General features: G+C 42.0%; 16 protein-coding genes. 10 read left to right on the top strand and 6 right to left on the bottom strand.

Features of this window, described 5'->3' with window-relative positions; genetic code table 11:
- The first annotated feature begins 478 nt into the window (after positions 1–478).
- The 3 genes from aspS to JWQ85_RS17110 are packed head-to-tail and all read left to right on the top strand — an operon-like array spanning position 479 to position 3248.
- Complete coding sequence (aspS, locus tag JWQ85_RS17120) at positions 479–2233, top strand: aspartate--tRNA ligase (RefSeq protein ID WP_299470155.1); 1755 nt, start codon at positions 479–481, stop codon at positions 2231–2233.
- Positions 2234–2254: 21 nt separating this feature from the next.
- Positions 2255–2722 (top strand): FKBP-type peptidyl-prolyl cis-trans isomerase, encoded by a 468-nt coding sequence (locus JWQ85_RS17115; protein WP_299470153.1) that lies wholly within the window; start codon positions 2255–2257, stop codon positions 2720–2722.
- 28 nt (positions 2723–2750) lie between these two features.
- Complete coding sequence (locus tag JWQ85_RS17110; RefSeq protein ID WP_299470151.1) at positions 2751–3248, top strand: FKBP-type peptidyl-prolyl cis-trans isomerase; 498 nt, start codon at positions 2751–2753, stop codon at positions 3246–3248.
- Positions 3249–3299: 51 nt separating this feature from the next.
- Here the strand turns inward: JWQ85_RS17110 and JWQ85_RS17105 are convergent, their stop codons facing one another.
- Genes JWQ85_RS17105 through JWQ85_RS17095 form a run of 3 tightly spaced genes read right to left on the bottom strand, consistent with a single transcriptional unit; the run spans position 3300 to position 6966 of the window.
- Positions 3300–3980, bottom strand: coding sequence for a LytTR family DNA-binding domain-containing protein (locus JWQ85_RS17105; RefSeq protein WP_299470149.1), 681 nt, complete (start codon positions 3978–3980; stop codon positions 3300–3302).
- Complete coding sequence (locus JWQ85_RS17100) at positions 3977–5476, bottom strand: TlpA disulfide reductase family protein (RefSeq protein ID WP_299470147.1); 1500 nt, start codon at positions 5474–5476, stop codon at positions 3977–3979. The genes JWQ85_RS17105 and JWQ85_RS17100 overlap by 4 nt, the downstream gene beginning before the upstream one ends.
- A complete protein-coding gene (locus tag JWQ85_RS17095) occupies positions 5473–6966 on the bottom strand; it encodes a sensor histidine kinase (RefSeq protein WP_299470145.1) in 1494 nt (497 codons plus the stop codon). The genes JWQ85_RS17100 and JWQ85_RS17095 overlap by 4 nt, the downstream gene beginning before the upstream one ends.
- Positions 6967–7107: 141 nt before the next feature.
- On the opposite strand from JWQ85_RS17095, the gene JWQ85_RS17090 reads away from it, so the two are divergent.
- From JWQ85_RS17090 to JWQ85_RS17080, 3 genes are read left to right on the top strand one after another with little or no spacing between them, the layout of a single operon-like run.
- On the top strand, positions 7108–8415 hold the full coding sequence (locus JWQ85_RS17090) for an amidohydrolase (RefSeq protein ID WP_299470143.1): 1308 nt from the start codon (positions 7108–7110) through the stop codon (positions 8413–8415).
- Position 8416: 1 nt separating this feature from the next.
- Positions 8417–9073, top strand: coding sequence for a hypothetical protein (locus JWQ85_RS17085; protein WP_299470141.1), 657 nt, complete (start codon positions 8417–8419; stop codon positions 9071–9073).
- 8 nt (positions 9074–9081) lie between these two features.
- The gene (locus JWQ85_RS17080; protein ID WP_299470139.1) at positions 9082–9396 is read left to right on the top strand and encodes a protein tyrosine phosphatase; all 315 of its coding nucleotides are present in this window, start codon (positions 9082–9084) and stop codon (positions 9394–9396) included.
- Positions 9397–9483: 87 nt separating this feature from the next.
- Here JWQ85_RS17080 and JWQ85_RS17075 read toward each other — a convergent pair whose 3' ends face one another.
- Positions 9484–11019 carry a serine hydrolase gene (locus JWQ85_RS17075; RefSeq protein WP_299470137.1) on the bottom strand — a complete coding sequence of 512 codons (1536 nt, stop codon included), beginning with the start codon at positions 11017–11019 and terminating at the stop codon, positions 9484–9486.
- Positions 11020–11122: 103 nt separating this feature from the next.
- Between JWQ85_RS17075 and JWQ85_RS17070 the strand changes: the two genes are divergently transcribed.
- Positions 11123–13348, top strand: a complete 2226-nt coding sequence (locus JWQ85_RS17070) for a S9 family peptidase (RefSeq protein WP_299470135.1) — start codon at positions 11123–11125, stop codon at positions 13346–13348.
- 107 nt (positions 13349–13455) lie between these two features.
- Here JWQ85_RS17070 and JWQ85_RS17065 read toward each other — a convergent pair whose 3' ends face one another.
- The gene (locus tag JWQ85_RS17065; protein ID WP_299470133.1) at positions 13456–13881 is read right to left on the bottom strand and encodes a single-stranded DNA-binding protein; all 426 of its coding nucleotides are present in this window, start codon (positions 13879–13881) and stop codon (positions 13456–13458) included.
- A gap of 23 nt (positions 13882–13904) precedes the next feature.
- On the bottom strand, positions 13905–14948 hold the full coding sequence (gene mutY, locus JWQ85_RS17060) for an A/G-specific adenine glycosylase (protein ID WP_299470131.1): 1044 nt from the start codon (positions 14946–14948) through the stop codon (positions 13905–13907).
- Between the two features lie 174 nt (positions 14949–15122).
- Here mutY and JWQ85_RS17055 point away from each other — a divergent pair, with 174 nt between their 5' ends.
- The 3 genes from JWQ85_RS17055 (at position 15123) to JWQ85_RS17045 (ending at position 18056) form a co-directional block, all read left to right on the top strand.
- Positions 15123–15425, top strand: coding sequence for an HU family DNA-binding protein (locus JWQ85_RS17055; RefSeq protein WP_299470129.1), 303 nt, complete (start codon positions 15123–15125; stop codon positions 15423–15425).
- A 5-nt stretch (positions 15426–15430) separates the two neighbouring features.
- The gene (locus tag JWQ85_RS17050; protein ID WP_299470127.1) at positions 15431–16279 is read left to right on the top strand and encodes a tetratricopeptide repeat protein; all 849 of its coding nucleotides are present in this window, start codon (positions 15431–15433) and stop codon (positions 16277–16279) included.
- Between the two features lie 226 nt (positions 16280–16505).
- On the top strand, positions 16506–18056 hold the full coding sequence (locus tag JWQ85_RS17045; RefSeq protein ID WP_256540515.1) for an Rne/Rng family ribonuclease: 1551 nt from the start codon (positions 16506–16508) through the stop codon (positions 18054–18056).
- Positions 18057–18457: the final 401 nt, after the last annotated feature.

Below are 18457 nucleotides of genomic sequence, written 5' to 3'. Positions count from 1 at the left end.
GATGCCAAAACAGGCAGCAGCAGGGCGATAAGCGCCGTGAATAAATTTTTCAATTTTTGTTAAACAATAAATTAGTTAAACCATCTGCTCACCAGGGTATAATGGCAGTACACTTAACTTGTTACCTCTCCCTACGCCGGCATTACCCGGATCAGGTGTCGCCCCCCGGCCCCCTAAAGGGGGAGCAGGCAGTCCTAAGTCGACTTTAGGATTTTATTGCTCCCCTTTAGGGGGTCCGGGGGATCATGGGTTTGATCTCAGCCTGTCTTTCAGTTTGATTGCTCAAAGCAAGGCACCCCTTGAGAATTATGGGGCAAATATAAAAATAGATGTGAGATATGAGAGATTAGATGTGAGAAAAACAGCAGTGAGGGTCAATAGTTGTCAAATTTGCAAACTTTCTTCTATCTCAATACTCATATCTCACATCTCATATCTCAAAAAACATTACTTTTGCTGACTTTTAAAAGAAGGAATTATGCTTAGAACACATACCTGCGGACAATTAAATATCAGCAATTTAGGTGAAACGGTAACCCTTTGCGGATGGGTTCAAAAATCGCGCGATTTGGGTGGTACAACTTTTATAGATGTACGCGACCGCTATGGTTTAACCCAACTGGTTTTAAATACCGATACAGATGCCGACCTGCGCGAAGCCGGTAAGCAGCTGGGCCGCGAGTTTGTTATTAAGGTAACAGGCAAGGTGCTGGAGCGTTCTAACAAAAACACCAAGATCCCTACAGGCGAAATTGAAATTGCCGTTACCGAACTGGAAATACTTAACGCGTCTAAGATCCCTCCGTTTTTAATTGAGGATGAAACAGATGGCGGTGAAGAATTACGCGCTAAATACCGTTACCTCGACCTGCGCCGTAACCCGATACGCAATAACCTTGTTCTGCGCCACAAAATGGCCCAGGAGATCCGTAAATATTTAGACGGGCTTGACTTTATTGAAGTAGAAACCCCGGTACTGATCAAATCAACCCCGGAAGGTGCACGCGATTTTGTGGTGCCAAGCCGCATGAACCCGGGCGAGTTTTATGCCCTGCCGCAATCGCCGCAAACTTTTAAGCAATTGCTAATGGTAAGCGGTTTCGACCGTTACTTCCAAATTGTGAAATGTTTTAGGGACGAAGATCTGCGTGCCGACCGCCAGCCGGAGTTTACCCAGATTGACTGCGAAATGTCGTTCATTACCCAGGAAGATATTCTTAATATTTTTGAAGGATTAACCCGCCACCTGTTCAGCGCCGTAAAGGGTCTGGAACTTGGCAATTTCCCACGGATGCAATATGCTGATGCTATGCGGTTATATGGTTCTGATAAACCGGATACCCGCTTTGCGATGCAGTTTGTTGAACTGAACGATGTGGTAAAAGGCAAAGGCTTTAGCATTTTTGATAATGCCGAGCTTGTTGTTGGTATCAACGCAAAAGGCTGCGCCGGTTATACCCGCAAGCAAATTGATGAGCTAACCGAGTGGATAAAACGCCCGCAAATTGGCGCTACCGGCTTAATTTACTGCCGTTACAATGAAGATGGTACACTAAAATCATCTGTAGATAAATTTTACAGCGAGGATGAACTGACCAACTGGGCAGCCGCATTTGAAGCTGAACAAGGCGACTTAATTTTAATATTAGCCGGCGAAACCGATAAAGTGCGCAAGCAATTAAACGAGCTGCGTTTAGAGGTTGGTGGCCGTTTAGGCCTGCGCGATAAAAATAAATTCGCGCCGCTTTGGGTGCTTGATTTCCCGCTGTTAGAGTGGGACGAAGAAACCGAGCGTTACCATGCCATGCACCATCCGTTCACCTCGCCTAAGCCAGAGGATATTGCTTTGTTAGATACCGACCCTAAAAACGTTCGTGCAAATGCATACGATTTGGTTATTAATGGTACCGAAATTGGTGGTGGTTCTATCCGGATCCATGACCGTGCCTTGCAATCGTTAATGTTTAAACACCTGGGCTTTTCGCCCGAGGAAGCGCAAAAACAATTTGGCTTTTTAATGGATGCCTTTGAATATGGCGCGCCTCCGCATGGTGGTATCGCTTTCGGGTTCGATAGGTTGACCTCCATCTTTGCCGGATTAGATTCTATCCGTGATGTTATTGCGTTCCCCAAAAACAATTCGGGCCGCGATGTGATGATAGATTCGCCATCAACCATAGCTGATACGCAACTAAATGAACTAAAAATTAAAACAACTGTATCACCAGCATAATTTTATACGTATTATAAAAATATGAAGAAACACATCCTACTACTAAGCTTGTTCCTGGCGGTTTTTGCATCATGCAAAAAAGACAGCGAATTTGACGCTAACGCACAGGCTGCAAAAGATGAAACAGCGATACAGGCTTATTTGGCCGCTAACCCCAGTATTGATGCTACTAAAGATGCAAGCGGCGTGTATTACCAGGTTATAACCGAAGGCACTGGTGCAAACCCTACAGCTACAAGTACTGTTAATGTAAACTATGTTGGCAAATTATTAAATGGTACCCAGTTTGATGCCGGCACCGGGTTGGCAGCTAATTTACAAGGTAATATTATTAAAGGCTGGAAAACCGGGTTGCTTCATGGTAAAGTTAATGGTCGTTTACTGCTAATTATACCTTCTGGTTTGGCATATGGTAACACATCCCCAAGCGCGAAAGTTCCGGCAAATTCAGTCCTGGTATTTACCATTGACGTATTGAGTATTCAGTAATTAAATTTTTAAACATCAATAACTAATTATGAAAAAGTATCTATTTATTTTAAGCATGGTCGTTTTAGGCCTAAGTTCATGTACGAAAAACGATGCGCCACCTCCGTTTGATCCGGTTGCGCAGGCCAAAATTGATGATGCCACTATAAAAACTTATTTAGCCGCGCATAGTGATATTACAGCTACCAAAGATTCCTCGGGCTTATATTACCAGGTGATAACTGAAGGTACAGGTTCAGTCATAACCAATGCCTCAACTGTAAAAGTAAGTTATGTAGGTAAAAGTTTAAATGGCGCCCAATTTGATGCTAACGAAAATTTTACTACAGCACTTTCTGCGTCCACTAATATTATCGCAGGCTGGAAAATTGGCGTTCCAAAGGTTAAAGTAGGCGGAAAAATACTGCTGATCTTACCTTCCGGGTTAGCTTACGGGCCAATTGGTAATGGGCCTATTGCCCCAAACACTGTTATTATATTTACTATTACGGTTAAAGAGGCAACTCCAGTAATACCGGCAATATAATATCCAAATACAACATTTTAAAAAAGCGCTTTACTAAACTAAAGCGCTTTTTTATTTAATATAACCTATTTTAAATGCACTACCCACAGGAACAGTTTGCGTACCTATATGTAACTGGTGGCGCTCTATCCTGTCAATCTTATCCTTATTTACAATATATGACCTATGCACCCTTTCAAATTGTTTTTGTGGCAGCAGTGCCAATGTATCATTAATAGTTAACCTTGATAATATTTTGCGGCCATCGGCTAAAATAAAGCTCATATAGTTGCCGCCACTTTCCAGGTAAAGTATATCCGTAAAATTAATTTTAACCTGCTCATACCCGGCCTTTATAAATATACTTCCATTAATTTCCGGCTGCTTATTGCCTTTAGCTTGCAGCAGATCGTTCGCTTTATGGCATGCTTTTAAAAACCGTGGAAATGCAAATGGCTTAAGCAGGTAGTCAATAGCGTTTAGCTCATAACTTTGCACCGCATGCTCGGCATAGGCCGTGGTGAAAATAACCATTGGCTTTTGTTGAAGGCTTTCCATTAATTCCAGCCCCGATATATCGGGCATTTTAATATCCAGAAAAAGCAGCTCTACCGGATTATTTGCTAAATATTCAATGGCTTTAAAAGCATCGGTAAAACACGCTGTAAGATGCAGGAACGGCACCTTATCCGCATGCGAGCGAACAACCTCAAGGGCTAAAGGTTCATCATCTATGGCAATGGCTCTAATCATAAATACTGTTCTATCTCTTTATATAACCCGGCTTTATCACTTGGCCGTTTGGCGTTGGCCTGTACCAACTTACCCTCTTTATCAAAAATGAAATACATAGGGTAATACCTCGTGGCGTTGCCTTTTGGCATCAGCTCGGCCCAAAACGGTTGAATATCCTTATTGCTTTTGCGTAGGTGTACCCCTGTCATTCCGTTCACTTTTATAAAATCGCGCCATTGGCTGTCCTTCATGTCATCATCCATGTCAAGGTAAACAAAAGCTACATCTTTCCCTTTAAAATATTGTTTTAGTTGTGGGTTATAACACAATTCTTCTTTGCAGGGGCCGCACCATGTGCCCCAAATATCCAAATAAACAACCTTGCCTTTTAGCTTATTAATAACCTCGTAAATCGACGTCATCTTTTCGTAACCATCGGCAATAATAATATCCTTGTTAGCCCTGTTTTCCGCAAGCAAAACCTCCAGCGTTTTCAATTTTGCGGATAGGTATTGAATGTATTTGCTATGCGGATAAAGCGTTTTCAGCTCCTCCATTAATGGTTTGGCGTATGCTAAATCTTTGCTACTGCATTTTGTGAAAATATTTTGTGCGAGCCAGCTCTCGGCTATTCTATCAGGGTAATTGTTTTTAACCAATATCCAGTTGATGAATGATTTGCCTTTTAGCTTTGCTACTCTATTACCGCTATCAATGGTAATGTTGTAATATTTTAAAAAGGTTGATGGCTCTTTAACTTTCTCGGCAGGCAAATCTTTAAATGCCATAATTTCATAATAACCAATGTAGCTATCGGCAAAAAAATAATACTGTTGCCCCGCAGGCAGGATCTCCGGACCAAGTGGTACATCTTTATAAAAGCTCTCTATAAAACTAAAGATCTGACTTCTGTCGCCCTTCATATATGCACGCGCAAAAAAGTTAAGCTGGGTAATGTAATTTGCCTTTATCTCCTGAATTATCAGTTTTTTATCGTGTAGAGATAAACCGGACGACTCTATTAACCCTATGTTATTATCGCGAATAGCGGCCCATGGCTTTATTACTTGCTCCTGTAGATCAGTATTCGTGAGCTTTTCATAAGGGTTGGTTTTATTATCTTTTGCAAAAAAAGGTATTGCATTTAAGCTTACCTGATACAACAACCTATTCTCTTCTGCGGCCGAACCTTTAAAGTTGGTAATGCTGGTATCCGCGAGGTTTAGGGTTATATGAAGTGCCTTGCCGGGGGTAAGCAGCAGGGTTGATGTTTTGCCCTCAAAGCTTATAGTAGCAAATTTTTGCTGCGGTACGTTAATGGTTTTATTAAAATTTCCCTGTGCATCAACCGGTATAGCTACGTCATTATCATGATAATAGCCATAAATGAAGGGGATATTTAAGTAAAGCGTATCAGCTTTGGTTGTGTTATTTATTTTGCCGCTTAATTTAAACTGGGCAAAGATGTTGGTTGTTGTACCGATGATAAGCACAAGTGTAAATAGTTTTTTCATGATAATTGCAGGGTTAGGTGGATGAAAAATTCGCTTGCATTTTGGCGGATAACAAGCTCATGCTTTTGGGGATAAAGGAGTTGCAGCCGTTGTTTTACATTCTCCAGCCCAATGCCCGATCGTTCCTTTTCGGGGTCGTTTTCTTTACCCGGGTGCAAGCTGTTGTAAACATCCAGTTGTAAAACACCATCCGTTAACTGCAAGCTGATATTTATCCATGATCTTTGTTTAAAACTCAACCCATGTTTATAGGCATTCTCTATGAAAGGAATCAGCAGCATGGGTGCAATGTTTAGCGTATTGTATTTATCAGTGATATCTGTTTTTATTTCGATATTATCCGATAGGGCAACGCGCAGGTTTTGCAGGTCGATATAGTTGTGAAGGTATTCCATCTCTCGCGTTAGAGGGATAATATCCTGGTTATTTTCATGCAGCATAAAGCGCATCATATCCCCTAATTTTTGGATGCCTTCGCCTGTTTTTTCGGCCTTTTCTGTGAGCGCTGTTCCGTAAAGAGTGTTTAGTACATTAAACAAAAAATGCGGGTTTATTTGCGAGCGCAAAAACTGCAGGTTGGCGTCCGAAGCCCCCAAAGCGGTTTTTAAAGTGGATAGTTGCTGATAGGTTTTGGCATTTGTGAGGTATACCGCCCACGATAAACCAGCTGTTAAAGCTAACGGCGGCAGCCAATAAACAACAATGTGGCCTAACATAGACAGGGCTGGCCTGAACTGCATAAGCATGGCTATCTCTAACATACCCAGCATTACGGCCACCGTAATTAACCCCAATAGATATGTACCCACCTGTGGGAAAACACCTTTTTTATAAAGCGGGATAAGCCAGTATAAATTCATAAAATAGATACAGAAGCAAAAAGGCAGTACCACCAGGTAAAACGGACCTATTCCGGTTAAAAAAGAAGGGCCATTAATGACCAGCACAGGAAACAACAAGGCAAGCCACGCTGAAACTACCGATATAATTTCCCTTAAAATACGAGAGGACAAGTTTTGCTTTGCTTTATAAATATTGTACTGATAAATGATACCTTCCCGTATCAATATGTACACTCCGTATATCAAAAAAAACAAAGTTGCCGTACTAAAGCCACGGCTAAAAAAAGCCATGTTCGCGGCTTGCCCTTTGGGGTATTGATCATATATCCAACTGCTTTGGTAGCTTTGTATTACCATAAAGCAAAGGCCCATTCCTATTAGCACACCTAATGTTGCACCTATAGCCGCCGGATACATTTTGCGCCACCATAATTTAGGCAAAACATAAAAATTTAATACCAGGAACCCGCAGTAAGTAACTATAATAAAAAACAGGCGCGGTAATAATTGGTTAAAAATAGTATCGGTGGATAAATGGCTGCGTGTTATGATATAACCATAATCGCTTAACCCGTAATAAATTTTTGAGAACAGGATCAGTATAAAAAACACTGTTGATACCCAAAGCTCTATTTTGCTATATTTCATGATAGGTTTTGATAATTATGATACAAGCTTAAGCCAAACTACAGCTGGTATAAAATAAATGTGATGAAGGCGGTGTAAAATGTGACGGATAATGATTTTGGGTATAAATACTTATATTTAGCAGGCCTAAGCCCTTTGATCATGAAAAAAATACTCATTCCCGCGGTCTTGCTTTTTTCGCTAACAGTAAGCGCACAAAACAATCCCTTAAGAAAAACAATAAGCACAAAGGCAGATGCCCTGGAAAGCAAAATAATTGCCTGGCGGCGCGATTTTCATGAACACCCGGAACTGGGTAACCGCGAGGTGCGCACATCTGGTATTATTGCCAAACACCTGCAATCGTTAGGCATAGAGGTGCAAACCGGCATTGCCACTACCGGTGTTGTTGGCATTTTAAAAGGCGGCTTGCCGGGCCCTGTTGTAGCATTACGTGCCGATATGGACGGCTTGCCTGTTACCGAGCGTGTTAACCTGCCATTCGCTTCAAAAGTAAAGGCTCAATATAACGGACAGGAGGTTGGCGTAATGCATGCCTGCGGACACGATTCGCACATGGCCATACTAATGGGAGTGGCCGAGGTATTATCGTCCATGAAAAAAGACCTGCGGGGCACTGTAAAATTCATTTTTCAGCCTGCCGAAGAGGGTGCACCGGTGGGCGAAAAGGGTGGTGCCGAAGAGATGGTGAAACAAGGTGTATTGGAGAACCCAAAGGTTGATGTTATCTTTGGCTTGCACATCAACTCGCAAACCGAAGTTGGCAAAATAGTTTACCGCCCTGGTGGTACAATGGCAGGCGTGAAAGATCTGCAGATCACCGTAAAAGGGCGCTCGGCACACGGTGCTTATCCATGGAGCAGTATCGACCCCATTGTAGTTTCGGCACAGATCATCAGCAGTTTGCAAAGCATTGTTAGCCGCAACATAAACGTTACCGAAAACCCTGCTGTGGTAACTATTGGTTTAATAAATGGAGGGTCGCGCTTCAATATCATCCCCGAGAGCGTTAAAATGCAGGGAACCGTGCGCTACTTTACCGATGCCGATGAAAAAACGATCACAGAAAATGTAAAACGCATTGCCACCAAAACTGCCGAAGCCTATGGCGCAACAGCCGAAGTATTGATCCCATATAGCAATCAATATCCCGTTACCTTTAATGATATAGCCCTTACGGCCAAAATGCTGCCTACATTAGAAGGCACCGCCGGTAAAGAAAATGTATTGCTGCGCCCGCCTGTAACCGGTGCCGAGGATTTTAGTTTTTATCAGCAAAAAGTACCGGGCATATTCTTCTTTTTAGGTGGCATGCCCAAAGGTGGCAACAGTATAACAGCCCCATCGCACCACACGCCCGATTTTTTTATTGACGAAAGCGGATTTACGCTTGGTGTAAAAGCCCTATGTAATTTAACGTTAGATTATATGGCAGGAAAAAGAAAATAGTATGGGTACAGAACTGATCACGTATAAGAAATTTAATGATATAGCTTTGGCAAGTTCACTTGCCGAAACATTGGACCGGCATAATATTAACTATAGGGTAGAAGAGGAATCTACCCTGTTTAATCCCGCGTTTAACACAGATGAAACATCAAAAGATTATGTTGTGCAAATTAATGCTGATGATTTTACAAGGGTAAACGAAATATTAAAAAACGAAGAAGCGGAAGGCGTTGAAGCCGCAGGACCTGACCACTACTTGTACAGCTTTACAAATGACGAGCTTACAGACCTTGTTTCTAAACCCGACGAATGGAGCGAGTTTGATAACCTGCTTGCTATCAAAATTTTGAAAGAAAGAGGTGTTAACATAACCGTACAAACCATAAAGCAATTAAGTAACCAACGTATTGAACAGCTAAAACAACCACAATCATCACCAACGTCCGGGATAATTATAGGCTACTTATTCGCTTTACTCGGCGGTGCGCTGGGAGCATTTATAGGCTGGTACCTGGCCAACAGCAAAAAGACATTGCCTAACGGCGAGCAGGTGTTTAGTTATGCTGAAGCAGACAGAGCACATGGAACAAGAATTTTCTATCTGTCGATCGTTGTACTAATCGTAATATTAGTTCTCCGAATATTAAACACTACTTAGCCATTCCGTTGCCCAACCTTCTCTTCATCTGCAGTAAAAACCAATGGCGCAGCCCAACGGCCGAGCTATTATTTAAAGGGCATCAGTTGCACAACGCCCGCTCTGCGGGTACAAGTGATAAAGCACGCATCAAACTCAATCAAAAGTTAATTGATTGGGCCGATGTTGTTTTTGTGATGGAATATAAACACCGGGATATTATTAAACAGCAATTCAACATCCGCCACAAAAAGCTTATTGTTTTAAATATTGAGGATGATTACCAGTTTAACGACCCGGAATTGGTGGAGATACTAAAAGCCGGATTGGTGGATTGGTTGTAGGATCAATCGAAGGCGACATGTCAGTCTGAGCCTGTCGAAGACTTAGCCACCTTGCAAATGGTTCGACAGGCTCACCATGACATGTATTTACTTATCTACCTTCCTAAAATCGTAAGCGTTATACTCTACAAAGTCGGCTACCTTAACCCTAATGCCCGTTACTTTACCATCCTTAACCGCGAACGGGAATATCGCTTTGCCATAAACCGGGTCAGAAAATGTTACGTAAAATCGGTTGCCTCCAAGCGGCTGTAAACGGGCAAACATCTTAGGGTGATGCTCAAAACGGATCTCCAGGTCATTCCCTACTTCGCCCTGGGTAATATCCAGGCTGCCATAAAGATCGTTCACATATTTACCAGTGTATTTACTTGCCGACAGCTCAGGCTTAATGTTCAGCAAAGTACTGTCACGCAGCTTTTTATCAGCTGCTAACTCTTTTGTAGTGTTAGTTTTATTATAAGCCAGGTAAGTTTCATTATAATGGTAATTTTTGTTTTTAAAGAATGCATCTATTATATCCCAGCGCAGTGCTTCGTAAAGCGCGTTCTGATCGGTATTGGTGAGTATGATAATGCCCAGGTTTTCTTTTGGTACCAATGTTACCGATGATACATAACCGTTAACCCCGCCCGTATGCATTACCAGCCGGCGCCCGCAATAATCTTGTAATGACCAGCCTAAACCGTATAGCTCAAATCCAACGTCACCATTTAAATAATTAACAGTAGAAACATAATCCTGCGGTTGGCGGGTGGCTGCAACTGCAGCGGCAGGTATTACCTGCCTGTTGCCAACCTTGCCATTATCCAGCAAAGCCATCACCCATTTACTCATATCGTTAACAGATGAACTTATGCTACCCGCGGGCGCCAATCCATCTATATTGCAATAAGGTATTGCGGTTAACCTACCATCAACCAGAGTGTGCGGTACGGTACGGTTCAGCGCTTTTGGCATTTCGGCGGTTAAGGCCAGCGTGTTGGTCATCCCCAGCGGGGCAAAAATACTTTCTTTTAAATATACTTCCCATGGTTTACCGGTAACCCTCGGGATAATTTCGCCCGCTGTTAAAAATGCCGAGTTGGTGTACCCCCATGTAGTACGGAAAGGATAGGTAGCCTTCATTTTACCCAGCTTTTCTATCACATCATGGCGGCTTAGGTTAGTATTATAAAAAGTAAAATCGCCCTGGAACGTGCGGAAACCCAAACGGTGGCTCAGCAGATCTTTCACAATGGCCATTTCGCCCGCGGCTTTGTTCTCCAGCTTAAATTCGGGGATATATTTGGTTACCTTTTCATCTAATGATAGTTTCTTTTCGGCCTGCAGCATAGCTAATGCAGTAGCGGTGAAGGCTTTGGTATTACTACCAATCATAAACAGGGAATTTACATCTACCTTGTTTGGCATGCCAAGCTCTTTAATACCATAACCTTTCATCAGCACAATTTTGCCATCCTTTACTATACAAACCGCGGCACCGGGAATGCGCCAGTTGGTAAGCGCCTTGTTTATATAAATATCCAGACTATCCTTTATAAACTTGCTTCTATCTACGGTTTGGGCGTTTACAGTTACAGCGGCAATAAGGTATAAAAGTAGCAAGTGTAATTTTTTCATAGTAAATTATATCAAGGGCTTTAAAATGCTAATTTAACGCAAAATTTACATCAGCGTTATTTATTTAATAAAATCGGGGACAATCATTAAAAAAACAATTTTCATGAGCACTAAATATTATCGGACTGGGATATTCGCCATTGCGTTTTTGCTTTTAATATTGGCACAAAACGCCGTTATGGCTCAAATACCGTCTACACATTGGGCAAAAGACGGGTATCAATACTACAAAGTACAAAGCGGTGAAATTGTTGTGCTTGATGCACGCGATGCCGCAAAAAAAATAGTTTTACTAAGCAAGGAGATGCTTACCCCACAGGGGCAAAAAACAATAGCGGTGCGTAATTTCTACCTGTCGGATGACGGGCAGAAGGTTTTGCTTTATACCAACGCTAAAAAAGTATGGCGTTACCCAACCCGCGGCGATTACTGGGTGTACGATTTTACCACCAAAAAATTAACCAAACTGGGCGCTAATCTGCCGGCATCATCATTAATGTTTGGCAAGTTTTCGCCAGATGCAAGCAAGGTAGGCTATGTAAGCGGGCATAATATTTATGTAGAAGCTTTAGCCGATGGCAGCGTTAAGCAGTTAACCACCGATGGTACAACAAAGCTTATTAACGGCACATTCGACTGGGTGTACGAGGAAGAGTTTTTCTGCCGCGATGGTTTCCGTTGGAGCCCTGATAGCAAACAGATAGCCTATTGGCAGATAGATGCCGGCAAAACCAAAAATTATTTAATGCTCAACACAACCGATTCTATTTACCCTTATGTAAAACCGGTTGAGTATCCTGTTGCAGGCGAGGCGCCATCTCCGTTTAAAATAGGAGTGATAAGCGCGGCAGGCGGCACTACCAAATGGATGGATATCCCAACCGACCCGGTTTTACAATCGTACGTGCCGCGTATGGAGTGGGCTGCTAATAATACCGAACTGATCATTCAGCACCTAAACAGGGCGCAAAACCAAACAGAGGTAATGCTTTGTAACGTTGCTACCGGTAAATCATCAACCATTTACCAGGAAAAAGATGCGACCTGGTTAGATATTTTGCCAGAGTGGGAAGAGCATTATTATTACGGTGGCTGGGATTGGTTTAAAAACGGCGCCGATTTTTTATGGGCGAGCGAAAAAGACGGATGGCGACACCTATACCGCATTAGCCACGACGGTAAAAAAGAAAAGCTGGTTACCAAAGGTAATTACGATGTGATGCAGATAAACGCTATCGACGAAAAGTCGGGCTATGTTTACTTTTCGGCTTCGCCGGATAATGCTACGCAAAAGTATTTGTACCGCACAAAACTGGATGGCAGCGGCAAAGCCGAGCGCCTTACACCGGCCAACCAGGCAGGTACGCATGAGTATGATGTATCGCCAAATGGCAAGGCTGCTACACATGCCTTTTCTAACTACTATACCGAAGGTGTTAATGAAGTGATATCCCTACCAGATCATAAAACTTTTAGTGGCGACGAAAAAGTGGCCAAAGCTGTAACCGCATCGGCAGGCTTAAAAGCAAAATCGAACGTTGAGTTCTTCAAAGTAAAAACCGAGGAAGGCGTAGAGATGGACGGCTGGATGGTAAAACCGGATAACTTTGATCCGGCTAAGAAATACCCGGTTGTTTTGTATGTATACGGTGAACCATGGGGCCAAAATGTAAAGGACGAAAATGGCAGCAGCTACAACTTTATGTATACCGGCAATATGGCGCAGGATGGCTACATCTACATGTCAATAGATAACCGTGGTACACCTGTGCCTAAAGGCCGCGAATGGCGCAAATCTATCTATAAAGGTATTGGCACGCTAAATATCCGTGATCTGGCAATGGGCACGAAGCAATTGTTAAAAGAACGCGCTTATCTGGATACCTCGCGCGTAGCCGTATGGGGCTGGAGCGGCGGCGGGTCGTCTACCTTAAACCTGATGTTCCAATATCCCGAAATATTTAAAACAGGTATTGCAATTGCCGCGGTAGGCAATCAATTAACTTATGATAATATTTACCAGGAACGTTATACCGGTGTGCCTGTTGATGAAGCGGGCAGGGCTGCATTCTTAAAGGGTTCGCCTATTACGTATGCTAAAAACTTAAAAGGCAACTTACTATATATACACGGCACCGGCGATGATAATGTGCATTACCAAAATGCCGAATTACTGATAAACGAACTGGTTAAAAACAACAAACAGTTTCAACTGATGTTATACCCAAATCGTACCCACAGCATATCTGAAGGGCCTGGTACAGGGATGCATTTACGCACCCTGTATACAAATTATTTAAGAGAACACTGCCCTCCGGGAGCAAGATAACCCTCCTGCAAGCCCTCTCCTTTGGAGAGGGTTGGGTGAGGCTAAAAAGAAAGCCCCGCAGTATCTGCGGGGCTTCTTTATATTTAATAGAATAAATTTATAATTAGTTAAAAGGGAAGATCGTCTGCATCGTTATTACGATAGCCATCGGTATCAGTGGTTTTTGCTATAGCCGGGCGATGGTTGCCGTCGTTCTCAAAGTCGGTTTTGCGGCCTAGCATGGTAAAGTTTTCGGCAACAACTTCGGTTGTATATTTTTTTATTCCTTCTTTATCTTCAAAAGAGCGGGTGCGCAGTTTACCTTCAATGTAAACAAGTTTGCCTTTTTGTAAAAATTTAGCTGCTACATCTGCAAGACCGCGCCACATAACAATGTTATGCCATTCGGTTTGCTCAACCTTACGGCCATCCTTATTAAACGTTTCAGATGTTGCCAAAGGGAAACTTGCAACAGCTACACCACCCTCTAAATGCCGTACTTCGGGATCTTTACCTAAATGCCCCACAAGTATCACTTTATTAATTCCTGACATGCCATAAATTAACGGAGAATTATTTAGAAATTAAAAAAATATTTTATAAATATAAAAATACGCTGTGGAAGCGCTAAGTTTTTCAAATTAGCAACATCCGTGTAAAACCAATTGTCCTGTAATTTTTTAGGGAAATCTTTTAATATTAAAAATCTAATATACAAATTTTGATGCGTTAATACATGCTTAATTATAGCCGAATTATCCTTTAACACAATATTTTGACCAAAAACACTCATCTGTGGAAGTTTTAATAATTCGGCCGGCTCCATTAATTCGGTTGTTTCAATCACTGGAAGATCGTACATATTTGCCCAAATATCACCTTCATTACGCTTATTCATCAATATCTTTTCGCCATCGGATATTAACACATAGTTAAAAAATCTTTCTCTTACTTTAACCTTGTTCGTTTTTACGGGTAAATATGTTGTCGCGTTTGTTTTAAAAGCAACACAGCCTATCCGCACAGGGCAAATACCGCATGCCGGGTTTTTAGGTTTGCAAAGCATAGCGCCAAACTCCATCATGGCTTGGTTATGTATCGCCGGGCGGGCTTTATCAAGCACATCATCGGCAATTTTCTGGAACATTTTTTTTCCTTTTGGCGAATTTATCGGCTCATCTATCCCAAAATACCTGGCCAGTACACGATAAACGTTGCCATCAACCACTGCCCTTACCTCGTTGGCCGCGAAGGATGATATGGCAGCAGCAGTATACTCTCCTATCCCTTTAAGCTTTATTAATTCATCATACCTAACCGGGAATACACCACTATATTTTTCCTGAACCAGCTGGGCTGTTTTCAACATATTACGGCCACGTGAATAATAACCCAGGCCTTGCCACAATCTTAGTATTTCATCCTCATGTGCTGCTGCAAAGGCAGTTACCGTTGGATACTTTTCTGCAAAGCGATAAAAATAGGGCATACCTTGCTCAACACGGGTTTGCTGCAGTATAATTTCCGACAGCCATATTATATACGCATTAGTAGTATTACGCCATGGCAGATCGCGTTTATTATCATCATACCAGCTTATCAATTCTGCAGAAAAATCCATTGGCTGCAAATTAACACCTTATCATCTCTGTATCATAATTTGTAACGAAAATTGCTCATTTAGGCCTCTTCGAAAAAAAATCTGCTATTTATTTTATTCTTTAATTATAAAGCGATACTTTTGCAACCCCAAAACAGTTAAGTATTTATACATTTAAATAAAAGAAAACAGGATATGACCAAGGCAGAAATAATAGCTGAAATCTCATCTAAAACAGGAATCGAAAAAGTGGACGTGCAGGAAACTGTTGAGGCGTTTTTTAAGGTAGTTAAAAGCTCAATGGTTGGCGGCGAAAACGTATACGTAAGAGGTTTCGGCAGCTTTGTTGTTAAAAAAAGAGCTAAAAAGACAGCCCGTAACATCTCAAAAAACACTGCTATTATCATCCCTGAGCACTTTGTGCCAAGCTTTAAACCAGCTAAAACTTTTGTTGAAAAAGTACGCTCTGGTAACAAAACCACTAAAGCAACCAAATAATCAGTATGAAGAGACCTCAAATAGTTGTTGGCGTAGCAGTAATTGCTATTATGGGCTATTTGTATTCTTTACCCGTTAAGGGTTTGGTTAAACCAAAGGAAGCAACACGCGGCGGTGCCGCGGCAATGCCCCCGGCGGTAAAAGCAAACGCTAATATAAATGCGGCTTCGGTATCGGCATTGGCTAAACCCAATATTGATGCTTCTATTGCAACAGAAATAAGCGCGCTTGAAAGTAAGCTTAAAACAGCCGGCGAAGCAGATAAACTTACCCTGCAAAGGCAATTAGCCAAAGCATGGGATAGCGTTACCCAACCGGCACCTGCGGCTTTCTACTATTTTGATATTGCCCACAAAAGCAATGAAATGGCAGATTGGTTAAACGCAGGTAAAAATTTTAATGCTGCTTATAAGTTATCGCAAGATACATCTGCACAAGGTACGTATGTTGCGAACGCTGTTGAAGCGTTTGACCATGCTACCAAACTACAACCTGCCAGCCTTGAGGCTAAAACAGGTTTAGGCGTTGCTTATGTAAACGGTGGTGCTATGCCAATGCAAGGTATTACACTTTTGCTTGACGTAGTAAAGCAAGACCCAAAAAACCACGATGCACTGCTTAATTTAGGCATGTTTGCCATGAAAAGCGGGCAGTATGCAAAAGCGGTTGACAGGTTTAAAACCATGATTGCGCAAAAAGAAGAAATTGAGCCTTACTTTTATTTAGCCGAAAGCTATAAACAACTGGGCCAAAAACAAGAAGCGATTGCAGCTTATGAAAAATGCAAAGAATTGATGGGCGATCCGGCTGCCGGACAGCGCATAGATGAGTATATAAAGGAATTAAAAAAATAAATTAACATTTAAAAATTATTACTATGCCAAGCGGTAAAAAACGTAAGAGACATAAAATGGCTACCCACAAACGCAAAAAGCGTTTAAGAAAAAACAGACATAAGAAAAAATAAGCTATCGTAGGTAGTTTATACCCCGGCTTTTGTCGGGGTTTTTATGTGAGTTTTATTACCCACTTATTAACTTGCGGTGCAATTTTGCACCGTTTTAAGAAATGGAGTAGCAGTTGATAAAAGAATTAATTATCGATTCATCCCCCAACGGGGCTACTATTGCATTATTACAGGACAAACAACTTGTAGAACTCCATAAAGAGCAAATCACTAACAATTATACTGTTGGCGATATATATTTAGGCCGCATTAAAAAAATTATGCCCAGCCTTAATGCCGCTTTTGTGGATGTTGGTTATGAGAAGGATGCCTTTTTGCATTACCTTGATTTGGGGCCGCAGGTTCAAAGCCTGCTTAAGCTTACCAAACAAGTACGTAGCGGTGGGTACCAATCGAAGCTTTTAGATAATTTTAAGCCGGAAGCTGATATTAACAAAGGGGGCAAAATCTCTGATGTATTATCAAAAAGCCTGCTTGTACCTGTACAAATAGCGAAGGAGCCAATTTCTACAAAAGGCCCCCGCTTAAGTTCTGATCTGTCAATAGCAGGCCGGTATGTGGTACTTGTGCCTTTTTCTGAGGTGATATCGATCTCGAAGAAAATTAAAAGCAATACAGAACGCAACCGCCTGCGTAAGGTGGTTGAAAGCATTAAACCAAAGCATTTCGGCGTAATTATACGTACCGTATCTGAAGGTAAGGGTGTGTCCGAGCTGCAGAAAGATCTGTTAGACCTGATATCTAAATGGGAAACGTTTGTTACCAAGCTACACGGAACCGAACCTGCTAAAAAGGTTTTAGGTGAAATTGGCCGTACCTCAACTATCCTTAGAGATATCTTGAACCCCGATTTTCAGAACATCTATGTGAACGAGCAGAGTATGTATGAAGAGGTTAGGTCGTACATACACGAGATTTCTCCGGATCTGGAAGGCATTGTTCGTTTGCATAAGCACAAGGAGCCCATTTTTGAGCACCATGGCGTTGATAAGCAAATAAAATCAACCTTCGGGAAAACGGTTAACCTTGCCGGTGGCGCCTACCTGGTTATTGAGCATACAGAAGCCCTGCACGTTATTGACGTGAACAGCGGTAACCGTACAGCTAATAAAGAGAACCAGGAAGAGAACGCTTACCAGGTAAATAAGGAAGCCGCCAAAGAGATTGCCCGCCAGTTGCGCCTGCGCGATATGGGAGGTATAGTGGTTGTCGATTTTATTGACATGCACAAGCCAACCAACCGTAAAGAGCTTTTTGATTACCTGAAAGCCCAAATGGCCGATGACCGTGCGAAGCATACCATATTACCCCCAAGTAAATTTGGATTGATACAAATTACCCGCCAACGGGTAAGGCCCGAGATGAATATTGTTACCAGCGAGGTTTGCCCTGCTTGTGGCGGTACCGGTACTATCAGGCCAACCATTTTGTTACTGGATGATATTGAGAACAATTTCAACTATATCCTGGAAGAGCAAAACGAGAAAAATATTACGCTTTGTGTGCACCCGTACATTGAGGCATACATTAAAAAGGGTTTATTTAACCGCCAGATGAAATGGTACTTTAAATATAACCAGTGGATAAAGATCAAAAGCAACCCTGCTTACCAGATTACCGAGTTCCACTTCTTCTCTAATAAAGACGAAGAGATAAAGTTGTAAATGTGCGGATTTGCAGATGTGCAAATATGCAGATGAAAGAAAAGAGCAGATGTTAATAGCATCTGCTCTTTTTTGTTAGGTGAATTTTTAAAGGAGGCTCCGCTGGAGCCAATTACCTATTTTTTTACTCTATAAACACGTGGCTCCTATGGAGCCGTTTAAATGCAGGCTCCGTAGGAGCACCCTGTTTATAGATATATCTCCAATACCTAACCGGCTCCATCGGAGCCTCCTATAAGCCTACTAAGATTAACAATAGGCATATCTTGCACATTCATTTATAATTGCTAATTTTATTGGCAAAACATGTGCATATTTGCACATCTGAAATCTGCATATCTAATAATGGCTAAATCTAAAATCGCTTATTTCTGTCAAAGCTGTGGTTACGAATCGGCTAA

It is taken from the genome of Mucilaginibacter sp., assembly GCF_028288105.1.
Classification (GTDB): Bacteria; Bacteroidota; Bacteroidia; order Sphingobacteriales; family Sphingobacteriaceae; genus Mucilaginibacter.
The sequence above is the reverse complement of the archived record's forward strand: the minus strand, read 5'-3'. Positions and strand labels throughout refer to the sequence as shown.

Bases quoted from the DNA above. Each gene is read 5' to 3' on its own strand.
- JWQ85_RS17050 (WP_299470127.1), top strand. From the start codon at position 15,431: ATGAAGAGACCTCAAATAGTTGTTGGCGTAGCAGTAATTGCTATTATG.
- JWQ85_RS17065 (WP_299470133.1), bottom strand. From the start codon at position 13,881: ATGTCAGGAATTAATAAAGTGATACTTGTGGGGCATTTAGGTAAAGAT.
- JWQ85_RS17090 (WP_299470143.1), top strand. From the start codon at position 7,108: ATGAAAAAAATACTCATTCCCGCGGTCTTGCTTTTTTCGCTAACAGTA.
- aspS (WP_299470155.1), top strand. From the start codon at position 479: ATGCTTAGAACACATACCTGCGGACAATTAAATATCAGCAATTTAGGT.
- JWQ85_RS17115 (WP_299470153.1), top strand. From the start codon at position 2,255: ATGAAGAAACACATCCTACTACTAAGCTTGTTCCTGGCGGTTTTTGCA.
- JWQ85_RS17055 (WP_299470129.1), top strand. From the start codon at position 15,123: ATGACCAAGGCAGAAATAATAGCTGAAATCTCATCTAAAACAGGAATC.
- JWQ85_RS17100 (WP_299470147.1), bottom strand. From the start codon at position 5,476: ATGAAAAAACTATTTACACTTGTGCTTATCATCGGTACAACAACCAAC.
- mutY (WP_299470131.1), bottom strand. From the start codon at position 14,948: ATGGATTTTTCTGCAGAATTGATAAGCTGGTATGATGATAATAAACGC.
- JWQ85_RS17070 (WP_299470135.1), top strand. From the start codon at position 11,123: ATGAGCACTAAATATTATCGGACTGGGATATTCGCCATTGCGTTTTTG.
- JWQ85_RS17095 (WP_299470145.1), bottom strand. From the start codon at position 6,966: ATGAAATATAGCAAAATAGAGCTTTGGGTATCAACAGTGTTTTTTATA.
- JWQ85_RS17105 (WP_299470149.1), bottom strand. From the start codon at position 3,980: ATGATTAGAGCCATTGCCATAGATGATGAACCTTTAGCCCTTGAGGTT.
- JWQ85_RS17075 (WP_299470137.1), bottom strand. From the start codon at position 11,019: ATGAAAAAATTACACTTGCTACTTTTATACCTTATTGCCGCTGTAACT.
- JWQ85_RS17085 (WP_299470141.1), top strand. From the start codon at position 8,417: ATGGGTACAGAACTGATCACGTATAAGAAATTTAATGATATAGCTTTG.
- JWQ85_RS17110 (WP_299470151.1), top strand. From the start codon at position 2,751: ATGAAAAAGTATCTATTTATTTTAAGCATGGTCGTTTTAGGCCTAAGT.